The sequence below is a fragment of the Bacillus chungangensis genome (assembly GCF_030812995.1).
GTDB lineage: Bacteria > Bacillota > Bacilli > Bacillales > Bacillaceae_C > Bacillus_CF > Bacillus_CF chungangensis.
On sequence record NZ_JAUSTT010000034.1, the window covers coordinates 23,913 to 42,100 of the forward strand.

The window sequence follows — 18,188 nt, forward strand, 5'->3', positions numbered from 1 at the left end:
ACCTAGAATGATTAAAGACTAAAAAACCCAAGCAGGAGTATGTTGTAGAATATTGGAATTGATTACGTATGTGATAAAGAAAGTGATCATGGAAGGAGTGAAGTACGAACATTGAATTATTTTATTAGTTTAGTTACAGCAATCTTTCTTACAAGTCTTGCTTATTATTTAGGAGATTTGTTCCTAACGAATGGATTATTAGCGTGGCATCCTCTTGTTATTGGAGCTAGTGTCGTTATTTTAGGTGCGATTATAGAAAAGTTACATTCACCGATGTGGCTTATCATCCTTACTCCATTCCCAGTTGGCATGGTACTGTTATTTTTGTTTTTAAATGTAAACTTGAGTCATTGGTTTTTTACTTATGCTTTAACGTTAGTCGTTTATGTTATTTTACATGTAGCAGCGAGTTCTCTATTTCGTTTCCACTCTCTGATCCCGGCATGGAAACTTTCAACAAAAGCTTCATAATTATTCGACAAAAAAGCAGGGTTTTTAAGGATAACCCTGCTTTTTAAGATGGCCATGGAAACATATTTTGCGATACTTGCTGCGAAGCTTTCAATTGAATGAAGAGCAACACTCCTCCTAATGAAGAGCCTAAGATTAGAGAAAATGACTTCGGTTTTACCGAAGTCATTTACTTATTGTTTAAAAAAGTATTCCATGATCACATACAACGATAGTATTCGGTTTCACATCAAAGTTTGAAAAAGAATCAACTTCTTTTATATCTCCAAATACAAAGGTTCCCGCTTTAGATTGTGAAATGGTGCCTATATTCTGTATCACAAACTTTTAATCCCTTTTGAATGTAAGCTTGTGCATCTTTTATATTCCCCAATTTAAAATGCTCTCTCGCCAATAAAAACATTGTTTTATAATCTTTTTCTTTATCTTCGCAAGAATCAGATAGATATTTAATTTCTAATTCAGAAAGACCTTTATTAGAATATAGCAATCCTAATAGTTATATAAGCGAAAAACAATATTATATAACATCAATTTCTAATTGACAGCCGTGAAATAATTAAGTAACATAAATGCTATAAGTTTAACAAGTTATACTTGTTGCACAAAAGGAGAGAGTAGGTAATTTATATGACTAAAAGAGTACCCAACATTGGTCCTGTTTCTATAAATAAACGTTCCATTGCTCCTGACCTAGCAAGAGGTTTTATGCTATTACTCATTGTTCTTGCACATGCACCTATTTTAATGTTTAACCAAGAATCCTTAGTGATGAATAGACCAGAAGGATTAAATATGATGGATAACATTATCAATTTTCTCGGAATATTGTTTGTAGATAATCGTGCTAGAGTTTTGTTTGCTTTTTTATTTGGTTACGGTTTAAGTATGGTCGTTGAAAACCAGATAAAAAAATCAATTCCAAACAAAGAAATAAAACGTTCACTAATACGTCGTGCATTAACTCTAATGTTATTTGGTTTTGTTCTTAATATTTTTATTGGTGGCCAAGATATACTATCTATATATGGTTCTTCCACTATTCTAATTGGATGGGTTTTACTCAAGTCAAACCAAGTTTTAACGAGAACTATTCTTATAATCTTTAGTGTATACCTAATTATTGTGCCATTCATGAATATCATGATGGCGATGGCAATAGGTATTGGGTTTCCAACGATTTCTCCTGATATAACATATTTAACTCAAATGAAGGAAAGTCTTATTAAATACCCAGGAACCTTTATGATGCATGTAGCCACACCAATCCTGTTACCAATATTAATTGGAATTTGGGCTTCACGAAAAGAATTAATGATCAAACCCCAACATCACCAAAGGCTTTTAATACGAACTGCAATAATTGGTATGGTTATCTCTATAATAGGTGCTCTTCCATTAACATTAGTGGGTGTTTCACTATGGCAACCTACATCAATTATGGAAGGCTTACTTTCAACTTTACACCTTTTTACTGGTATAGCAGGTGGGTTAGCGTATGCGGCTATGTTTGGCATTATTGGTATTTATGTAAATGATGGAAATATGAATTTCCTGACATATTCTATGACTGCACTAGGAAAAAGATCACTTACGTTCTTTATGTTTAATGAAGCAATACTCGTTATACTATTTTCGCCTGTAGCAATTGGATTAGGGGGTTCCTCATCTGTTACAAGTACTGCAATAATCTCTATTTTAATCTGGATTTTATCTTTAGGACTAGCAACAATTCTGGAAAATAGCGGGAAAAGGGGTCCCCTTGACAATTTATTCCGTCAAATTATATATAGGAAAAATTGATACCAATGATTTCGCGATTGAAAAGGTCGACAAATAAGCATACATAATGCCACTTTTTTCCGACTCGGACGTATGTTAAATGGCTGACGATAACAAAATGCTCGTCTTGCTTAGATTTGACGTTGCAATTCGTTCTTCTGACAATACGCCTTCATGAATATGATCTATAGATCCCCTTTAAGAATTAGCTCCAGCCTGTGCGTTAACAGCTGTTTGTTTATCTGACTGCAAGCCGAGTCCTAGAAACAAACAAACTAAAAAGACAAGCGCTCCAAAACCATATGCAGTTGCATAGCCTCCTGCATATTCAATAAGCCAGCCGGCCAATCCAGGACCTAACATTTGCCCGATCGCATAGAAGATAGAGATAAAGCCGATCGCCATGGAGACATATTTTGGCGACACTTGCTGCGAAGCTTTCACTTGAATTAAGAGTAGCACTCCTCCTAATGAAGAGCCCCAGATGATTGCCGATAGGATAAATCCTGTGACGTTCCCGAATATAATCGGAATGATATCTCCAATAACAGATAACAATAGCGCCGCAATCAATGCCTTTTTTGCTCCAATGCGGTCAGAGACCATTCCCCATACTGGTCCGCCGCAAATCGAAAAGATACCAGCAACCGCATAAACGGTTCCAGCTAAAGCACTGGAAATACCATTAGAAATCATATAGCTTGTTTGATAAATGTTTGGGATTAAGTACACTATACCTACAGCAAAATAAAGCCATGCGATCAAATATAACGTTTTGTTTTTCCATACTGACGTCTTTTCTTTTTTATGATGATCAGAGCTTTCATGAGGATCAACCAAAGCGACGAGTGCTAGTAAAAGAACTGCTAGCGTGATCAGAGAAAAAAGCAGCCAAACTGCCCGCCAGCTATATGCTGGAAATTGTTGAATCATGAAAGGGACGAAAAAGCCGCTTAAAAGCATGCCAATTCCTGCTCCACTTAATAAAAGCCCCATCACTGTCCCCTTTTTATCCGGAAACCAGCTGATGGCAATAGACATTAAAGGCGTGTAAACCAAGGCACTGCCGCCCCCTGCAAATAGCATACAGAACGCCGCCCACCAAAACGAAGGTACGAAGACAAGCCCAAATAACCCAACGAAAACGAACAAACCACCAATAAGCAAAACCCTCTTCGCTCCTAAACGCAAAGTGAAAACACCAGACATTCCTACTGTCAACAAATAACCAAGAAATAAAATCGTCCCTAATAATCCTGACTTTGATGTAGAAAGAGACAATCCTTCCTGCATAAAAGGAAGCACGATTCCATATGCCATTCGAGCAAAACCAGTCGTGGTAATAATAAGAAACATGCCAGTTAAAATAAACAAACCAAAATGCTGCGTTTTTGCAGATTGTGCCTGCACTTTCATTCCCCTTTCTGCTTTTTATTTTATGAACTGCACCGTTCACCTATATTTTTTAGTTAGAGCAACGTCATTTCACTTAAAAGACATGATACCCTCTCTCTTCCTTTTCTTACTACCAGTAGACGGATAGATTAACGCCTTGACGGATTTTTTCTCAATAAAAAAACGCCAAGACCTTGATCTTGACGTGGTAAACGAATTTATTTGAACAGCATGGGAATCTGGTTTTTAAAAAATGTAAACTGTAATCAAGAAAGTTTCCAATCCCTCATAGACCAATACAAACACGAACGTATTTAATGCTCATATTGGTGTTCAATTTTTTTGCTTTAAAAAATCGTCGATCTCAGATTTTTGACACTATAGAAGATCGACAAAAGTTTAAATTAATTCATTATTTTACGTATTTCTTCCAGGTGAGTGGATTTAGTATATGGTGCACACAAGCTTGATTGAAGGAATCAGAATCACATATTCTTATTTCCTCAATTTAAATACAATAAAGTCACTCTTTCTAAAATCCTCTCTAAATGAAGGGTATTTGCTTAGCATGTCTTCTGAGGGCTTTGGTTCAACCAACTCTTCTATCATAAAGCCTGCTTCTGTTATTGCGCTGAAATAGCTTGTGAGTGTGCGATGGAAAAAGAGTAATTTATTTGGCTGTTCTGGGGGTAATGCCTGTTCATAAACACCTTCATGATGATATTTGTCTACTTTCCAATGTAGTCTTTCACCATCTTTTGTTCTTTCCCAACCACTCTCTGGTGTGATAAAACAAGGATGTAAAATGGAGAAAATAAAATAGCCGCCATCAACTAATAGACGGTGCATCTCTTTAATGGCTTGTTGATAATTTTCGAGGTCTTGGATGACCATATTCGAAATGATAAGGTCGAAGCTTTTCTCATCTAGAAAATGAAGGTTGTCACAACTCCCATATTCATACTGAATCCTTGCATCTTCTGGTGTTCTTTCTTTAGCCAATTCCAGCATTTTTTTAGAATAATCAACTGCTACGACTGACGCTCCAGACTTGGCTAACATTCTGCTTAAATATCCTTCTCCACATCCAGCATCTAAAATGTGTTTTTGTTGTACTGAACCGATTAGTTTGAATAAGGTCGGATTTAGTACCACTTCCCTATGAAGGTCGCCTTGATCGCCATATCCTGCTGTAAATGTTTCTGCATGCATCTCCCATCTTTTAATTGCTTCTTCCCCTAGTACGTTTTTCATTTACATGCCACCTGCCTTTTTTAAATCTTTCCTTTATATTCGTTATTTCACCATTGAATTCCTTTTACAGGGATTTCATGTTAAGATAAAAAAATCAATTTTATGAAAAATTCGAAAAGTCACGAGGAGGAATGAATAATGAAACATCACGCATTGCAATTATATGACTACCATGTCTGGGCAAACACAAAAATATGTCAGCATCTTAAAACGTTGCCGCAAAGCATATACGAACAAGAAATGCAAAATGTCTTCCCTTCTATTTCTAAAACATTGGCACATATATACATAACGGATGCCGTTTGGTTAAGTACGATGCGTGAAAGTAGCTTCAAACAGACAAGGGATATGGCAAAACAGCTGTCTAGCGAGCTGGAAGGAAAAAGCCTTGAGGAGACAGAAGTAATGTTTCTCGGATTGACCCCAGAGTATACAGCGTTTTTTGCTCATCAAGTAGATTTAGATCAATCAATCAGCCTTTAAAAACAATAAACAAATGTGTTGCATAATACACAGTTGTATTTTGCCCATCCCCCGAAAAGGTATATTAAGAAAAAATTACAGCATTAAAAAATCGATTCCATTTACGTTAAGGAACCGATTTTTAAAATTTGTCTTATTAAGCTAACACCCCGCATTGTAAGCCAATCACTTCACAATGTAATGGTGCTTTACTTTGTTATACTCCAATCTATTTACTCAATTTTTTTCGGGTACAATATTTAAAATAATTAAATATACTTTATCATTATTAAATTCACCCACATAGACGACTTGATGAATTTCCAGTGCTTCCCCTTTTTTAAGTGTGTAAGGTTCTTTTATTACGTCTGCAAGACGTTTTTCAAAGGAGAAATCGCTATAATAATTCCGAATTGTCCATTCAACAATAATCTGGTTTTGTAAACGCATATGAATTATTCTACACTCCTTTTATATACAGAGTGGATGGTGAGTTGTTTCAACACCATCAATTTTTAATACACGATGCCATTGAGTACTAACATAATCACGGCTTACCGACTGAGATATAGAGCTTTTATATTGCTTATGATAATATGTTGATGTAGAATTATCTCCTTCTCTTCTAGAAAACTTATCATCATAATCTCTTATCGTATATATTCTTAAACTTTTCACTCCTACATCCTTAGCATATCTGGTTCTGCTACAAGTAGAGGAAGCGCCTTTTTCATATTTATGTCTATCATAAGCATGTGTATTTACAAATTGAGATGAAGTCATTCCACCATTTAATTTATATGGTACATCAGCTGCCATTGTTGTGAATTTCCCCATATCCTTCTGTTCAATAGATGTTTGTATCTCTTCTAGTTGTTTATCTGAGAAAACGTTTTTTTCCTTCGCAGAAGAAATAGTTCCAACATCACCCAAAGTAACGATTAAGTCTACACTTTGTTCAACACCATCTGAGTCCTTCCAATGATATGTAACTTCGTTATCTCCGACTTCTAAAAAGTCTTGCATTAAATCAAGTTTGTATAAAGCTATTTTTTCCTTTGCGTCAATCTGGTTATATGAAGCAAGAACCTCTGAAAAATTACCGAACAATAGTATCGCTGATAAAAATGTTAAAAATCCCAAACTTATTTTTTTCCTAATAGCTAAATTGCTCTCCTTTCCATTACTTTAACTATCCCTGTCTTTTTCAGCATTTACTTCCAGATACTGATGTTGAATCTACGAGCCAACCATATTCCCATAATTGTTGTGGTTGCTTACGATTGTTTTAGTCTATTGAAATAGGCTGTGATGGTATTGCTTCTTCTGTAGGATGTGAAGGTGTAACTTCTGTAGGTTGTGATGGTGTGTTCGCAGAGCTGATAGAAGGCGTGTTAAAAACAGCAATACTAACGCTAAATTACCTAATAATTTTTGAAACAACTTTTTTTAATTGTAATCTTCTCTTTTCTAATGATATTTGAACAACTATAAACATTATACATTAAATATTCAAAATATACATTACATTTTAAAAAAGGTTACTTAAGTTCTATATTTCTTTTAACTAGTGGTTTACTTTTCACAATTGAACGTTTATCGAGCTATGTTTATTGGTTTTCACAAATAACTACAAGGCAGTATTCAGCTAATCTATAAATTAGCTAAAAAGGCGGGAAAGGAGCAAAATCAATTTTGGTGAATGATGCTTAAGAAAAGTTTTTTCTGAAAAGAATTTGCTGTGATGCAACAAGATAGAAAGTCTCTACAAATAAGAAAATGACTTCGTTTACCGAAGCCATTTTCTTACTAATTATATATGCATTCCGTGATCGAATCCAATATAAATGTTACCAGTTTTGTATTCAGTGTATGCCATATTAAAAGAAGCTTCTTTTGCGTCTACTCCAAAAACCAAAGCACCTATAGCTACGAATCCTACTAGCATTAATTTTACCTTTTTCATCGTTTTAATTTCCCCCATTCTAATAATTTTTCCCCTGCTTTATAGCTAAGGATAAAGTATTCACTAGATTTTTTATAATTATTTATGTCAAAAAGTCGAATAGCCAATTCCTGCGCATAATCCTTTACAAAACTCCATAAGTCTTCACTTTTGAAATACTCGATGGCATTTTTTATTACTTCTTCTAACTGATCAATAGGTATCTGATCATTTAACGCCTTCAGAATGTTGAAATGATGTATATATTCTTTATTGCAAGCTTTTAATCCTTTTTCAATATATGTTGTCGCTTCTTTTTTGTTCCCTATTTTATAATGCTCTCGGGCAAGTAAAAACGACGTTTTATATTTTTCTCCTACATTGAATGACTCAGAGAGATATCGGATCGCTAGTTCTGAGAAATTTTGATCTGCATATAACATGCCTAAATTGTGATTAACTTTTAAAATTAATGATTTTTCATCTAGTTCTTGGAAAATGTTGAGGGAGGCAATGAGGTGTTTTTCTGCAAGTTCGAACTTTCTTAATCTAGTATACGCCATTCCTAAGATATTTTCAGAAGCAGCTAACTTTACTTCATAACCAGGATTTTTAGAAAAAAATTGTTTGGCTTTTGATGCGAAGTTTACAGCTTCCACGCGCTGCCCAATGTGGTAATAAAATACTGAAATTCTATAGTTGAATTCTGCTTTTTCTGCTTCGTCTGGAATGAACTCTAATAGTTTGTCAGCACATTCACAATGTTTTTTAGCGTTACTATAATTGCCAATCTCCATAGCATAGATGAATTTAAAAAAATGATAATAAAATTGTAAAAATTTATCAGTTTCCTCTGAAATAATTAAGTCTTCGTTTAAATGATGTTCAAAATCCTCTATTAAGATTTTGTATCGAAATTCTAACAAAGAATAGTAAATAAGGATTTCTTGATCTGGTTCGATATTATTTATCTTTTTATCAATTTCCTCCTTCAATTTTCTTGCCTTAATCACATGATGTGAACACATTTCGACATACCAATCATTTAGCAGCTTCGTGATGTCTTCTTTTGTTATAACCTCTACACTCATTTATACCACTCTTTCCCTCAGCTTATTTCTGTTTTTTGTTACAATTATGTAAAATTTTTCTTGTCGTTCTAATTATAGAAAAAAATTACTTTATTTCCAATATCAACAAGGGTGCAATTGTTCCTTTTAAAATTGATTTTGGTTAAGAATTTCATTCGTTTCGCTAGGAAAAATACCATCAGATTAAGATTTATAAAATGGCGTGTTTATAACAGCTCAGGCGATACTGAATGATTTAAAAGTAATTGAGATACGAAGGAAATATACGTTATTGATTGAAGAAGAAAAAAAGAAGAGCGATGCTCAGAGAAAACTGGCTAAAGAGTATGGAGTGTCCAGAAGTATTGTGTCTGATGCTTTTTCTTACAGAACATGGAAGCATGTTGAATAGTAGTCATTGCGAAATGGACAGAAAGAATTGACATATTTTTCTTTTCGAATATTAATATTGACTATTAATATGATGAAAAATCTGCTAAAAAATGATATAATTACAAGTATAGTTGCATGCAATGGGGTGAGCGGCCGATCCTTCTGACCGGAGAGGGAAGGAGGTGAGGCCAATGATTACAGTAGACGTAGCAAACGTCATTCTAGGGTTCGGCATTTTTGTCTTAACACTAGTCATGGTTGTAATCATGATTGTTCAAATAAAAAAGTAATCACCCCGTAAGCTGTACCGGCTAATGGGTGATTACTTTTATCATTCATAGAAGCTGGCCGCTTATCAAGCGAGCGACTATCGAAGGCGTAAGTATCGACCACTTGCGCCTTTGTTATTTTAACCTTATTTTAGTACAAATAACCGTAATAATCAAGGGTAATGCAAAATATAAAGAAGCGATTTACATAATAAAGTTTTATGTAAAAAAATAAGAAGTCTTCAAGCCATTAAAAAGCAAGGCTTCTTTTGCTTGGACATTTTTTCCAATTTACATGAGAAATACTATAGAAAGTTGAATATTAAATAAAGTGAAACTTCCATCAGTGGGGGTTTTCTATCATCCCCTACTGATGGGAAGTAGAACAAAGGCTAAGGACGCAACGTCCTCGAAAAGGAAACCGCTTTTCTTCGTGCGATGCTGAATCAAGTAGCTTTCCTTATCCTGTCGGCCCGAACCAATCGGACATTTACTAAAATAGAAGGAAGAGGAGATAAAGGAGTTCCCTTCCCACTTCTCACTTCTTATCACTCACCTCTAGAGTAGTTAGATGTGGGGTAAAAACTTGCATACAAAGTTTATGATTTTCTATAGCTTGAGCATACGAATCAAGCCATAATGTTGCTGATATATATGGATGGGAAACAAAAAAAGAAATCAGCTGACTGACTGATTTCTTTTTTTGCTCTATTCAATAGCTACGCTGCGGCTTTTTCAAGAACAATAGACTCATAATAATTTTTGGCTTGTTCCTCATCATATTGTCCTTCCCATTTCGATATGACAATTGCAGCTAAAGAATTGCCCATTACATTGACAACTGTACGCATCATATCTAGAATCCTGTCAATTCCAACAATGAAAGCAAGGCCTTCGACAGGGATTCCTACTGTTCCTAGTGTTGCTAGCAATACGACAAAAGAAACCCCCGGTACTCCAGCAATCCCTTTTGAAGTTACCATTAATACCAATACGAGAGATAATTGATCTACAATGGATAGATCGATGCCATACATTTGCGCAATGAATAGGGCGGCGATTGCTTGGTAAAGAGTCGATCCATCTAAATTAAACGAATATCCTGTTGGAATGACAAAAGAAGTAATCGCTTTCGGGCAACCGAATCTCTCCATTTTCTCCATGATTTTCGGCAATACCGTTTCTGAGCTTGAAGTAGAATAGGCAAGGATTAATTCATCCTTTAAAATTTTAATCAAATGGAAAATGTTAACGCCTACAAATTTAGCTATCAGCCCTAGCACAATTAATGTAAAACCAATCATGGCTCCATATACAACAAAAATTAGTTTGCTTAAAGGAATAAGCGAAGACAAACCAAATTTCGAAATCGTTACACCTATTAAAGCAAATACACCAAATGGGGCAAATTTCATGATTTGATTTGTTACATAAAACATCGCATCAGCTGTGCCTTGGAAAAATCTTAATACAGGCTTCCCTTTTTCTCCGATCGCAGCAACTCCTAAACCGAAAAAGACGGAAAAAAAGATAATAGCGAGCATATCCCCTCTTACAATAGAATCAAAAATATTTGTTGGCACAATATTCACAACTGTTGCAATAAAGCCGTGATCTTGCGCTTCTTCCGAAGATTGGACATAGCTTGATATATCTTGCTTATCTAAAGCTCCCATATCAACGCCTTGTCCAGGTTGAAAAATATTACCTACTAAAAGACCTATAATAATCGCAATGGTTGTCACAATCTCAAAATATAATAACGTTTTTCCGCCTAATTTTCCAAGCTTTTTCACATCGCCAACACCGGCTACACCAACGATAAGAGCGGAAATCACAATAGGTATGACAATCATCTTAATTAGATTTAGAAAAATATCACCAATTGGCTGGAGATAAGTAGAAGCGGCTGGATTCCCATATAAAAGAGCACCAACGATAATTCCAAGACCAAGTCCTATAAATATTTGTGTAGCTAAGCCTAACTTTTTCATTCATATATCACCTCATTCATTTTTTTAAAAAAATTGAAGATGGGGGTTAAAACGAAGGAGTAAGGGAAGCAGGAAACAATGTCATGTTTTTGCTATGGATTTTCTAAAAATAGCAATCTCGCAAAAACGTATTTACTAGCTTACATGACAATCTACAAAAAAAGATAAAAACAGACAAAAAAAGTCGAAATTTCTTTTTTTCAAAAGTAAAAATATTAATTTAATACCTTCCTCTTAGGCATTCAGTTGTATTACATCTTTGCAAATTGGTATACTGTTTTCAAATAGAATCAGGAAGTGGACCTTTTGAAAACAAGGCGTTTGTTAACAAAAGATGTATATATTATTGCATTATTGGTAGTCATCATCCCCTTAGCGGGCGAATTGAAATTTTATCCATTTAGTGGAACCTTCCGTATGAGTTTAGGTCCTCCGCTATTTTTCTTTTTTATTCTGTTCCTTCGTCATGTTCCAGCAACCTTAGCAGGATTTTTAACTGGTCTTTCTGTTAATGGATTTCGTATCATCGTACATTTTCTCTTATATGGTGCATTTGATGGGGACTTATTTTACAATCCAGCTTTTATCTTTTACCTTGTGTTCGGCATTCTCTTTGATCTATTGCGCGTAAAGCGCTTTAAGCAACAAACGATGATATTGGGTTTATTGGGGATGTTTATTGAAATTGTTTCCAATATGTTGGAGCTAGGTGTACAGATAATAACAAAAGACACTGTTATAACAGTGTCTGAATTAAATAAAATTTGTATTATCGCGATCTTCCGCAGTTTTTTTGTTGTCGGTTTTTTTAATATGATCAATCTTTATGAAGCCCGTTTAAGAGAAAAAGAAATTCGTAAGCAAAATGAGCATATGTTAATGGTGGTTTCTAATTTATATGAAGAATCTATTCATTTAAAAAAGACATTGCACGATGCGGAAGTCATTACAAAAAAAGCATATAGTCTCTATCAAGAATTACAAAACTTTGAATCCATTCACAAAGATATAGAAATGGGACACTTTAAACAGGATGCTTTAGCAATTGCCTGTGAAATTCACGAGATAAAAAAGGATAATCAACGGATTTATGCAGGTCTTTCAAAGCTTATATTAGGGGAAAGTCATACAAACTACATGGATATTGGCGATTTATTGACTGTTATTGTCAATTCTAGTCGAAAATATGCCGAGCTTCTACACAAAAAAATAAAGTTCGACGTTTTTGTTGATGGTGATCATCCGGATTACCATGTTTTTTCTGTCCTTTCTTTAATCAATAATATTGTAGCGAATGCGATTGAAGCAGTGAATGATGAAGGTGAAATAACAATGAGTGTTCATCGGGATCACGAATCGGTTATTATAAAAATTAAAGACAACGGGCCAGGCATCTCGTCCAAGTTAAAGGATTTGGTTTTCAAACCGGGATTCACTTCTAAATATGATCAATCAGGCAATCCATCGACAGGGATTGGTTTGTTTTATGTAAAAAATGTTGTGGAACAATATGGAGGTACTGTATCCTTTCAAAACCGTATGGATGCAAGTGGTGCCATTTTTACGATGCGAATACCGATTAGATTCATTAGTCCGAAAGGAGAGATAGGATGAACTTTTTTATAATAGATGATGATGAAGCAATCCGTTCCATGTTGACGCAAATCATTGAAGATAGTGATAGTGGTGAGGTTATTGGCGAGGCTGAAGATGGCAGCTTTTTAAATGAATCGTTTAATATGAGACAAGTGGACATATTATTTATCGATTTATTAATGCCTAACCAAGATGGCATTGAAACGATTAAAAAAATAAAACCTTCATTTAACGGAAAAATCATTATGCTTTCTCAAGTAGATTCAAAAGACATGATTGCAGAAGCGTATCAAAATGGGATTGAATACTACATTACAAAACCAATTAATAAATATGAAGTGTTATCCGTTATTCGGAAAGTGACCGAACGAATTCAATTAGAAAAATCAATTCATGACATTCACCATACACTTAGCCATGTATTAAATTTGGATAGCAGCCAATCCAATCACCAGCCTATCCATGAACAGAAATTAAAAACAGCAGGAATCTTCCTATTATCAGAGCTCGGAATAGCAAGTGAAAAAGGCAGTAAAGATTTATTGAATATCGTAGAATACTTAGACGAATTTAGAAAAGAGCATTCATTTGAAGAAGAATTCCCACCTTTAAAAACGATTTTTAGAAAAGTTGCTGAAAAAAAAGGCGGGAAAACGTACTCAGAATCAGCATTAACTAAAGAAATCCAAGCATCTGAACAACGGGTGCGCAGAGCCATTCATCATTCACTTAATCACCTAGCTTCAATCGGTTTAACCGATTTTTCAAGTCTAAAGTTTGAAAACTACGCGTCCAAATTTTTTGAATTCACAACGGTTAGCAAAAAAATGGAGGAATTAAAAAAAGGGACAACATCCCCCACTCCTAGAGTAAATACAAAGAAATTTATCAAAGTTTTTTATTTCGAAACAAAGCGTTTACAACGAGAATTGTAATTTTTTCGTTTGCAACTTTAGCAAAGAATTTCATTCCGATAAATGGATGGGAAGCCGACAGATCTAGTTTATGATTTGTGCCTTCTTATCCTGACTTGACTGCTGCGCCATTATATTCTCATGATGTTCAGTCAATTCTTTGCTTGCTATTTTGTCGATCATACTCTTCTTTTAAGATGCCATAATAAGCTAAGTCCACATAGCTTCCCCATTTCATCACATGTTGGCGCAGCGTACCTTCATACTTCATCCCTATCTTCTCCATGATTTTCCATGAACCTGGGTTATTTGTAAATGACGCTGCAAAGATTTTATTTAAATGGAGTTTTTCGAAACCATATTTAATGAGGGTTTCTGCCGCTTCTGTTCCATAGCCTTTTCCCCAGTATGGCTTCCCAATCCAATAAGCCAATTCTCCACGTTTATGAGATGATTGAATGTTTAGATTGATCATGCCTATTAGCGCTCCATCTGTTTTCTTTTCAATCGCATAGATTACTAGCTTCCCCGCTTTCTCCGCTTCAAGAACAGTTGAAACGAACGTCTTTGCTGAGCCTTTTGGATACGGATGAGGGATGTTTAATGTTGTTTTCGCTATATCGACATCACTCGCCAACGCTTCTATGCTTTCTGCATCGTCGCTCGTAGGGGGACGTAACGTTAGTCTTTCTGTTTGCAACATATTCATTTATTTTCTTCCTCCTTGTCAATAGGTTCTACCCGTAAATGGTAATACGATTGTACACTTTTGGATGAGGAATAACTAGAATCAATCTGAACGAATCTGACCCTCCTCTCCCTCTCACTAGCAAACTTCTAACACCAAGCAATCTATTTTTTTCTTTGTCGTGTAAGATTTGCATAAAGTTACCGTCTAACTATATGAACGAACAAAAAGCCGTTTCGCTGCGCAGCGCGTCTTTTTGATGAAAAACTAGTAATTTCCCGTAAGCTTATACTCGTTTTATCCATGGCGCATAACTTTACCATTGTTTACGTCGTATAAGTTAAAATCGTTTTCCATTTTTCCACATTATTTTTTGTAAAAAGAATAAATTCAGCTTTTAATCGAAGACGGAGAATTTTTTTTATCACCAAAAGTTATATTGGAGCTAGGTCAAACATCGAAACCGTGTTCCAATGTTTAAGTTACTGGAGGATGTCTTATGCAGGAAGATTTGACGCTTATTGAACAGGTACGGAAAGGTGAACAGGAAGCTTACTCCGAACTCGTAAACAAATATAAAAACCGGCTCTACATCTTTCTGCTGCGAATGCTTGATCAAGCGCAGGACGCTCATGACTTGACACAGGAAGTATTCATTAAGGCATATTACCAGTTGAATACATTTAACGGCACCAGTCAATTTTCCACCTGGCTCTATCGAATCGCTTATAACCGCGCTATCGACGAGCTAAGGCGCAGAAAGCCAGTCCACGTCCCGCTCTACGATATGGAGTTCACGGATGATGAATCGCCTGAAGACATTTGTCTGGCGAAAGAACGAGCGACTTTCCTACACAAACAAGTCATGACCCTGCCAGAAAACTACCGAACTGTGTTGCTGCTCCGTCACACTCAGGAGCTTAGCTACAAACAAATCGGTGAGGTGCTCGATATTCCTCCCGATACGGTTCAGGTTCGTCTATATCGGGCTCGAAAAAAATTGCGAGAAATCATCGCGGCAAGCGAAGAAGGAGGAAGCCTGCATGAAATGCTTGACGTTTGAACAAATGATGACTTATTTAGATCAAGAAAATAGTGAACAGGAACGTGCTGAAGTTGCCAAACACCTTGAACTGTGCTCAACTTGCCGTACGAAACTTGCAAACTGGGAGAAAGATTTCCAGGCATTCGATACGTTGTCTCAAGTTCCGCCGCTGCCCGACTCGTTTACTAACGAAGTGATGTCCACCCTCTTCCAGAGCACTGCAGAAAGTAAAGAAGATAACAAAAGAAAAATGCTCGATCGTTTCCTAAATTCATGTTGGAGGAGCAGTATAAAGAAAAAAGTGATTGTAACCGTCGCAAGCCTGACACTGGCCTTATCTGCAGCCGCCTATTGTACGTCGCCAACATTCGCATCTTATGTTCAATCACTGTTTTCCACGCCCATTCAAAAGGAAGCGCAGGATCGAGGCATTACTTTGAAAGTGAAGGAAGCTACGATCAATCCGTATTATATTTCTGTGATATACGGGTTTGAGAAGGATGGTCAAGCGGTAACGCTGGATAGGTCCAGTGAAGGGAAAGATCAAAGTTCTGAAACGAATAAAGTCTATGTCACAGACCAGAACGGGAAAGAAATATTTGACGGTTATAGTTACGAATCGGTTTCGAATGAAAAAGGTGAAACTGTAGAAGTCGTATTCAGCACCCTGCTGAATGACGAGAAGTACAAAAACCTTCCTGATCAGCTGAATTTCCATTTTGAGTTCGACAGGGTTGGAGATACAAAAGGCAATTGGAAACTAAACGCTCCACTTAATGTGAAACAGTTGAAAGAAAATGCCAAACTAGTCGACGTAAATAGACAATTCACGACGCCGCAAGGACTGATCTTGAATTTAAGAGCCTGGCAAAAGGATAGCACAGTATCGCAATTTTTTATTGATATTGTTTCCACTGAGAAATGGAATTCTGAGCTAAAGAAATTGTCTGAAAAGGCGGAACGTGAATTCGGAAAGCTCCCTGGGAATCGTGCCTGGGACTTTATTGAGGATATGAACCATTCTTTCTTTGATGGCATGTTTCAGGTAAAAAACAAACAAGGGCAGATCGTAGCCGCATATGATTCGCTAGATATTGAATCTGTTAATTACATATATCCGGAGGGAAGGTTCCTTGGATATTCCTTTAAACCTTTCGAAGTCGGTCAAGACTTAACATTCGAATTAAAAGCTCTTTATACGACTGAACCAATGCGAGTAGACTTGACGGCAGATACAAAAAGCTTGACAAGCAAGCCGGTGGTAAAAGAGGTGGATGGCAAAACATTAAAAATCAAGAGTGTTCATTTGAAAACAGATCTTAATCCAGAAGAAATATTCGATGGGCAAGGATTGATTTCAGAAAAAGGCCTCTTAATCGAAATGGAAGGAATGCTTGATAAAGAAACGGTTGATTACGGGTCTTGGGTTGTCCAAGCGGGCGACAAACAATACGAAGAACAATATTCACCTGAAAGTGAAAATGACCTTTTGGATTTCTCGAAACCAGAGAAGGATGCAAATGGAAATTATAAGTTTCAAAAAGTGTTGTTCTTGGAAGGTTTAGAAAGTATACCTGAACAAATTTCCTTGATGAGTACAACGGTATTAAAAAGGAATGATGTCGATTGGAAAGTACCGCTCGGCAAAGTTACGCCCTAATGGAAGTATAGATAAATATAAATGATTTTTAGGAAATAAACGTTGGAAGAAAGGTTGTTAAAGGTATCAATTACTTACAACAAAAGAAACGCCGCAGTCTTCATTCCTAAGATTGCGGCTATCTGGTTTCATGCTAGGATAGATCGAGTATTGCGAAGAACAGCGTTCATGAATTCCGATTCCACCTTGACATGATCCACGATTTTTATTTTACGCTTCTTTACGTCGAGGCTTTTGAACTGATCAGTAAGGACAACTCCGGAAAATGCAAGTCCTTCTGGAAGTGGAACTTCAAAAGGGTAATTTTTTACTTGGTTCGTAATCGGACTGACAACAGCAAAACCCGTTAATTTATTGAAATCTGATTCGGACAGTATAATAGCTGGACGCCAGCCAGCTTGTTCATGACCAGTTTGTGGATCAAAGTCAAGCCATACCAAGTCACCGCGCTTTGGAACGGTCAAATCAATTCGTCTCCTTTAACGCCAAAGTCAATTTCTTCATGACGCGTATCCGGCTTCACTTGAGCAAGCAGCTGCTGCAAATGGGCACGCAGCTCCTGATTTGACTCTATCTTCTTTGTCGGGCGCAGCAGTAGTTCATTTTCTGGAGTAACGATTATTTCCACTTCCGCACCTTCCTCTAGATTGAGACGTTTAAGAAATTGACTTGGAATTCGAATTGCGCTGCTATTCCCCCATTTACTGATTGTTGCTGTTGTCATCATATTCACGTCCTTTCCTTTCTGTTGAACCAATTATAACTCCCCTTTCACAAAATGTATATACATATGATATACATTAATCGTCAGATTGATACTCCCTAAACAAAATTCTGCTTCTTTTTTTACTGACATTAAAAATACTTTTAAAAATTAATTTTATCTAAAACACTAGAATCAAAATCATCTTTTAAAACCCTTAAAATAAAGTGAAACTTCCATCAGTGGGGATTTTCTCTCGTCCCCCATACAAAGGATCTCCAGCTAAAAGCGCGACGTCCTGTCGCAACACTTGAGTGACCTACGTCCTCGAAAAAGAAGAGCACTTTTTCTTCGTGCGATGTTGATTCAAGGAGCTTTCCTTATCCTGTAGGCCCGAACCAATCGGACATTTGACTTTCAGTTATCCCCCACCTAGACTTCTCGATTTGAACGAGGTTGGGACAAAACCCACCTCTGACATGAAAAAGCCGGTGAAATTTTACGACGAGTAAAATTTCACCGGCTTTGATAACTTTTGCATTAAAAT

At 36.2% G+C, this 18,188-nt stretch carries 18 protein-coding genes; 7 read left to right on the forward strand and 11 right to left on the reverse strand.

Annotated features, from left to right (window positions below):
* Positions 1 to 111 precede the first annotated feature (111 nt).
* Positions 112 to 471 (forward strand): hypothetical protein, encoded by a 360-nt coding sequence (locus J2S08_RS20015; protein WP_307232715.1) that lies wholly within the window; start codon positions 112 to 114, stop codon positions 469 to 471.
* Between the two features lie 286 nt (positions 472 to 757).
* Here the strand turns inward: J2S08_RS20015 and J2S08_RS22665 are convergent, their stop codons facing one another.
* Complete coding sequence (locus J2S08_RS22665; RefSeq protein ID WP_370875725.1) at positions 758 to 874, reverse strand: hypothetical protein; 117 nt, start codon at positions 872 to 874, stop codon at positions 758 to 760.
* 227 nt (positions 875 to 1,101) lie between these two features.
* On the opposite strand from J2S08_RS22665, the gene J2S08_RS22670 reads away from it, so the two are divergent.
* Positions 1,102 to 2,274, forward strand: coding sequence for a DUF418 domain-containing protein (locus tag J2S08_RS22670; RefSeq protein ID WP_370875726.1), 1,173 nt, complete (start codon positions 1,102 to 1,104; stop codon positions 2,272 to 2,274).
* A gap of 177 nt (positions 2,275 to 2,451) precedes the next feature.
* Here the strand turns inward: J2S08_RS22670 and J2S08_RS20025 are convergent, their stop codons facing one another.
* Positions 2,452 to 3,669 carry an MFS transporter gene (locus tag J2S08_RS20025; RefSeq protein ID WP_307232718.1) on the reverse strand — a complete coding sequence of 406 codons (1,218 nt, stop codon included), beginning with the start codon at positions 3,667 to 3,669 and terminating at the stop codon, positions 2,452 to 2,454.
* A gap of 474 nt (positions 3,670 to 4,143) precedes the next feature.
* The gene (locus J2S08_RS20030; RefSeq protein ID WP_307232720.1) at positions 4,144 to 4,902 is read right to left on the reverse strand and encodes a class I SAM-dependent methyltransferase; all 759 of its coding nucleotides are present in this window, start codon (positions 4,900 to 4,902) and stop codon (positions 4,144 to 4,146) included.
* A 138-nt stretch (positions 4,903 to 5,040) separates the two neighbouring features.
* Here J2S08_RS20030 and J2S08_RS20035 point away from each other — a divergent pair, with 138 nt between their 5' ends.
* A complete protein-coding gene (locus J2S08_RS20035; RefSeq protein WP_307232721.1) occupies positions 5,041 to 5,385 on the forward strand; it encodes a DinB family protein in 345 nt (114 codons plus the stop codon).
* Between the two features lie 216 nt (positions 5,386 to 5,601).
* Here the strand turns inward: J2S08_RS20035 and J2S08_RS20040 are convergent, their stop codons facing one another.
* The 5 genes from J2S08_RS20040 to J2S08_RS20060 all read right to left on the reverse strand — a co-directional run bounded on the left by J2S08_RS20040 (position 5,602) and on the right by J2S08_RS20060 (position 11,035).
* Complete coding sequence (locus J2S08_RS20040; protein WP_307232723.1) at positions 5,602 to 5,814, reverse strand: hypothetical protein; 213 nt, start codon at positions 5,812 to 5,814, stop codon at positions 5,602 to 5,604.
* A 21-nt stretch (positions 5,815 to 5,835) separates the two neighbouring features.
* A complete protein-coding gene (locus tag J2S08_RS20045; protein WP_307232725.1) occupies positions 5,836 to 6,507 on the reverse strand; it encodes a hypothetical protein in 672 nt (223 codons plus the stop codon).
* Positions 6,508 to 7,177: 670 nt separating this feature from the next.
* The gene (locus tag J2S08_RS20050; RefSeq protein WP_307232727.1) at positions 7,178 to 7,330 is read right to left on the reverse strand and encodes a hypothetical protein; all 153 of its coding nucleotides are present in this window, start codon (positions 7,328 to 7,330) and stop codon (positions 7,178 to 7,180) included.
* Positions 7,327 to 8,400 carry a Rap family tetratricopeptide repeat protein gene (locus tag J2S08_RS20055; protein WP_307232729.1) on the reverse strand — a complete coding sequence of 358 codons (1,074 nt, stop codon included), beginning with the start codon at positions 8,398 to 8,400 and terminating at the stop codon, positions 7,327 to 7,329. Before J2S08_RS20055 ends, J2S08_RS20050 begins: the two co-directional genes overlap by 4 nt.
* Positions 8,401 to 9,760: 1,360 nt before the next feature.
* Positions 9,761 to 11,035, reverse strand: coding sequence for a cation:dicarboxylate symporter family transporter (locus J2S08_RS20060; protein ID WP_307232731.1), 1,275 nt, complete (start codon positions 11,033 to 11,035; stop codon positions 9,761 to 9,763).
* A gap of 297 nt (positions 11,036 to 11,332) precedes the next feature.
* Between J2S08_RS20060 and J2S08_RS20065 the strand changes: the two genes are divergently transcribed.
* Together J2S08_RS20065 and J2S08_RS20070 are read left to right on the forward strand one after the other, a co-directional pair.
* Entirely contained in the window at positions 11,333 to 12,649 is a 1,317-nt protein-coding gene (locus tag J2S08_RS20065; protein WP_370875727.1) for a sensor histidine kinase, read from the forward strand.
* A complete protein-coding gene (locus J2S08_RS20070) occupies positions 12,646 to 13,566 on the forward strand; it encodes a response regulator (RefSeq protein WP_307232734.1) in 921 nt (306 codons plus the stop codon). The genes J2S08_RS20065 and J2S08_RS20070 overlap by 4 nt, the downstream gene beginning before the upstream one ends.
* Positions 13,567 to 13,693: 127 nt before the next feature.
* On the opposite strand, the gene J2S08_RS20075 is transcribed toward J2S08_RS20070, so the two are convergent.
* Positions 13,694 to 14,254, reverse strand: coding sequence for a GNAT family N-acetyltransferase (locus J2S08_RS20075; protein ID WP_307232736.1), 561 nt, complete (start codon positions 14,252 to 14,254; stop codon positions 13,694 to 13,696).
* Between the two features lie 478 nt (positions 14,255 to 14,732).
* Between J2S08_RS20075 and J2S08_RS20080 the strand changes: the two genes are divergently transcribed.
* Positions 14,733 to 15,296, forward strand: coding sequence for an RNA polymerase sigma factor (locus J2S08_RS20080; protein WP_307232738.1), 564 nt, complete (start codon positions 14,733 to 14,735; stop codon positions 15,294 to 15,296).
* The gene (locus J2S08_RS20085) at positions 15,277 to 16,938 is read left to right on the forward strand and encodes a DUF4179 domain-containing protein (RefSeq protein ID WP_307232740.1); all 1,662 of its coding nucleotides are present in this window, start codon (positions 15,277 to 15,279) and stop codon (positions 16,936 to 16,938) included. The genes J2S08_RS20080 and J2S08_RS20085 overlap by 20 nt, the downstream gene beginning before the upstream one ends.
* A 128-nt stretch (positions 16,939 to 17,066) precedes the next feature.
* On the opposite strand, the gene J2S08_RS20090 is transcribed toward J2S08_RS20085, so the two are convergent.
* Positions 17,067 to 17,402 (reverse strand): type II toxin-antitoxin system PemK/MazF family toxin, encoded by a 336-nt coding sequence (locus tag J2S08_RS20090; RefSeq protein WP_307232742.1) that lies wholly within the window; start codon positions 17,400 to 17,402, stop codon positions 17,067 to 17,069.
* On the reverse strand, positions 17,399 to 17,695 hold the full coding sequence (locus J2S08_RS20095; RefSeq protein ID WP_307232744.1) for an AbrB/MazE/SpoVT family DNA-binding domain-containing protein: 297 nt from the start codon (positions 17,693 to 17,695) through the stop codon (positions 17,399 to 17,401). The genes J2S08_RS20090 and J2S08_RS20095 overlap by 4 nt, the downstream gene beginning before the upstream one ends.
* Positions 17,696 to 18,188 lie beyond the last annotated feature (493 nt).

Excerpts from the sequence above, each read along its gene's own strand:
- J2S08_RS20025 (WP_307232718.1), bottom strand. The coding sequence starts at position 3,669 with ATGAAAGTGCAGGCACAATCTGCAAAAACGCAGCATTTTGGTTTGTTT.
- J2S08_RS20055 (WP_307232729.1), bottom strand. The coding sequence starts at position 8,400 with ATGAGTGTAGAGGTTATAACAAAAGAAGACATCACGAAGCTGCTAAAT.
- J2S08_RS20030 (WP_307232720.1), bottom strand. The coding sequence starts at position 4,902 with ATGAAAAACGTACTAGGGGAAGAAGCAATTAAAAGATGGGAGATGCAT.
- J2S08_RS20040 (WP_307232723.1), bottom strand. The coding sequence starts at position 5,814 with ATGCGTTTACAAAACCAGATTATTGTTGAATGGACAATTCGGAATTAT.
- J2S08_RS20075 (WP_307232736.1), bottom strand. The coding sequence starts at position 14,254 with ATGAATATGTTGCAAACAGAAAGACTAACGTTACGTCCCCCTACGAGC.
- J2S08_RS22670 (WP_370875726.1), top strand. The coding sequence starts at position 1,102 with ATGACTAAAAGAGTACCCAACATTGGTCCTGTTTCTATAAATAAACGT.
- J2S08_RS20085 (WP_307232740.1), top strand. The coding sequence starts at position 15,277 with ATGAAATGCTTGACGTTTGAACAAATGATGACTTATTTAGATCAAGAA.
- J2S08_RS20035 (WP_307232721.1), top strand. The coding sequence starts at position 5,041 with ATGAAACATCACGCATTGCAATTATATGACTACCATGTCTGGGCAAAC.
- J2S08_RS20070 (WP_307232734.1), top strand. The coding sequence starts at position 12,646 with ATGAACTTTTTTATAATAGATGATGATGAAGCAATCCGTTCCATGTTG.
- J2S08_RS20050 (WP_307232727.1), bottom strand. The coding sequence starts at position 7,330 with ATGAAAAAGGTAAAATTAATGCTAGTAGGATTCGTAGCTATAGGTGCT.
- J2S08_RS20060 (WP_307232731.1), bottom strand. The coding sequence starts at position 11,035 with ATGAAAAAGTTAGGCTTAGCTACACAAATATTTATAGGACTTGGTCTT.
- J2S08_RS22665 (WP_370875725.1), bottom strand. The coding sequence starts at position 874 with ATGTTTTTATTGGCGAGAGAGCATTTTAAATTGGGGAATATAAAAGAT.
- J2S08_RS20080 (WP_307232738.1), top strand. The coding sequence starts at position 14,733 with ATGCAGGAAGATTTGACGCTTATTGAACAGGTACGGAAAGGTGAACAG.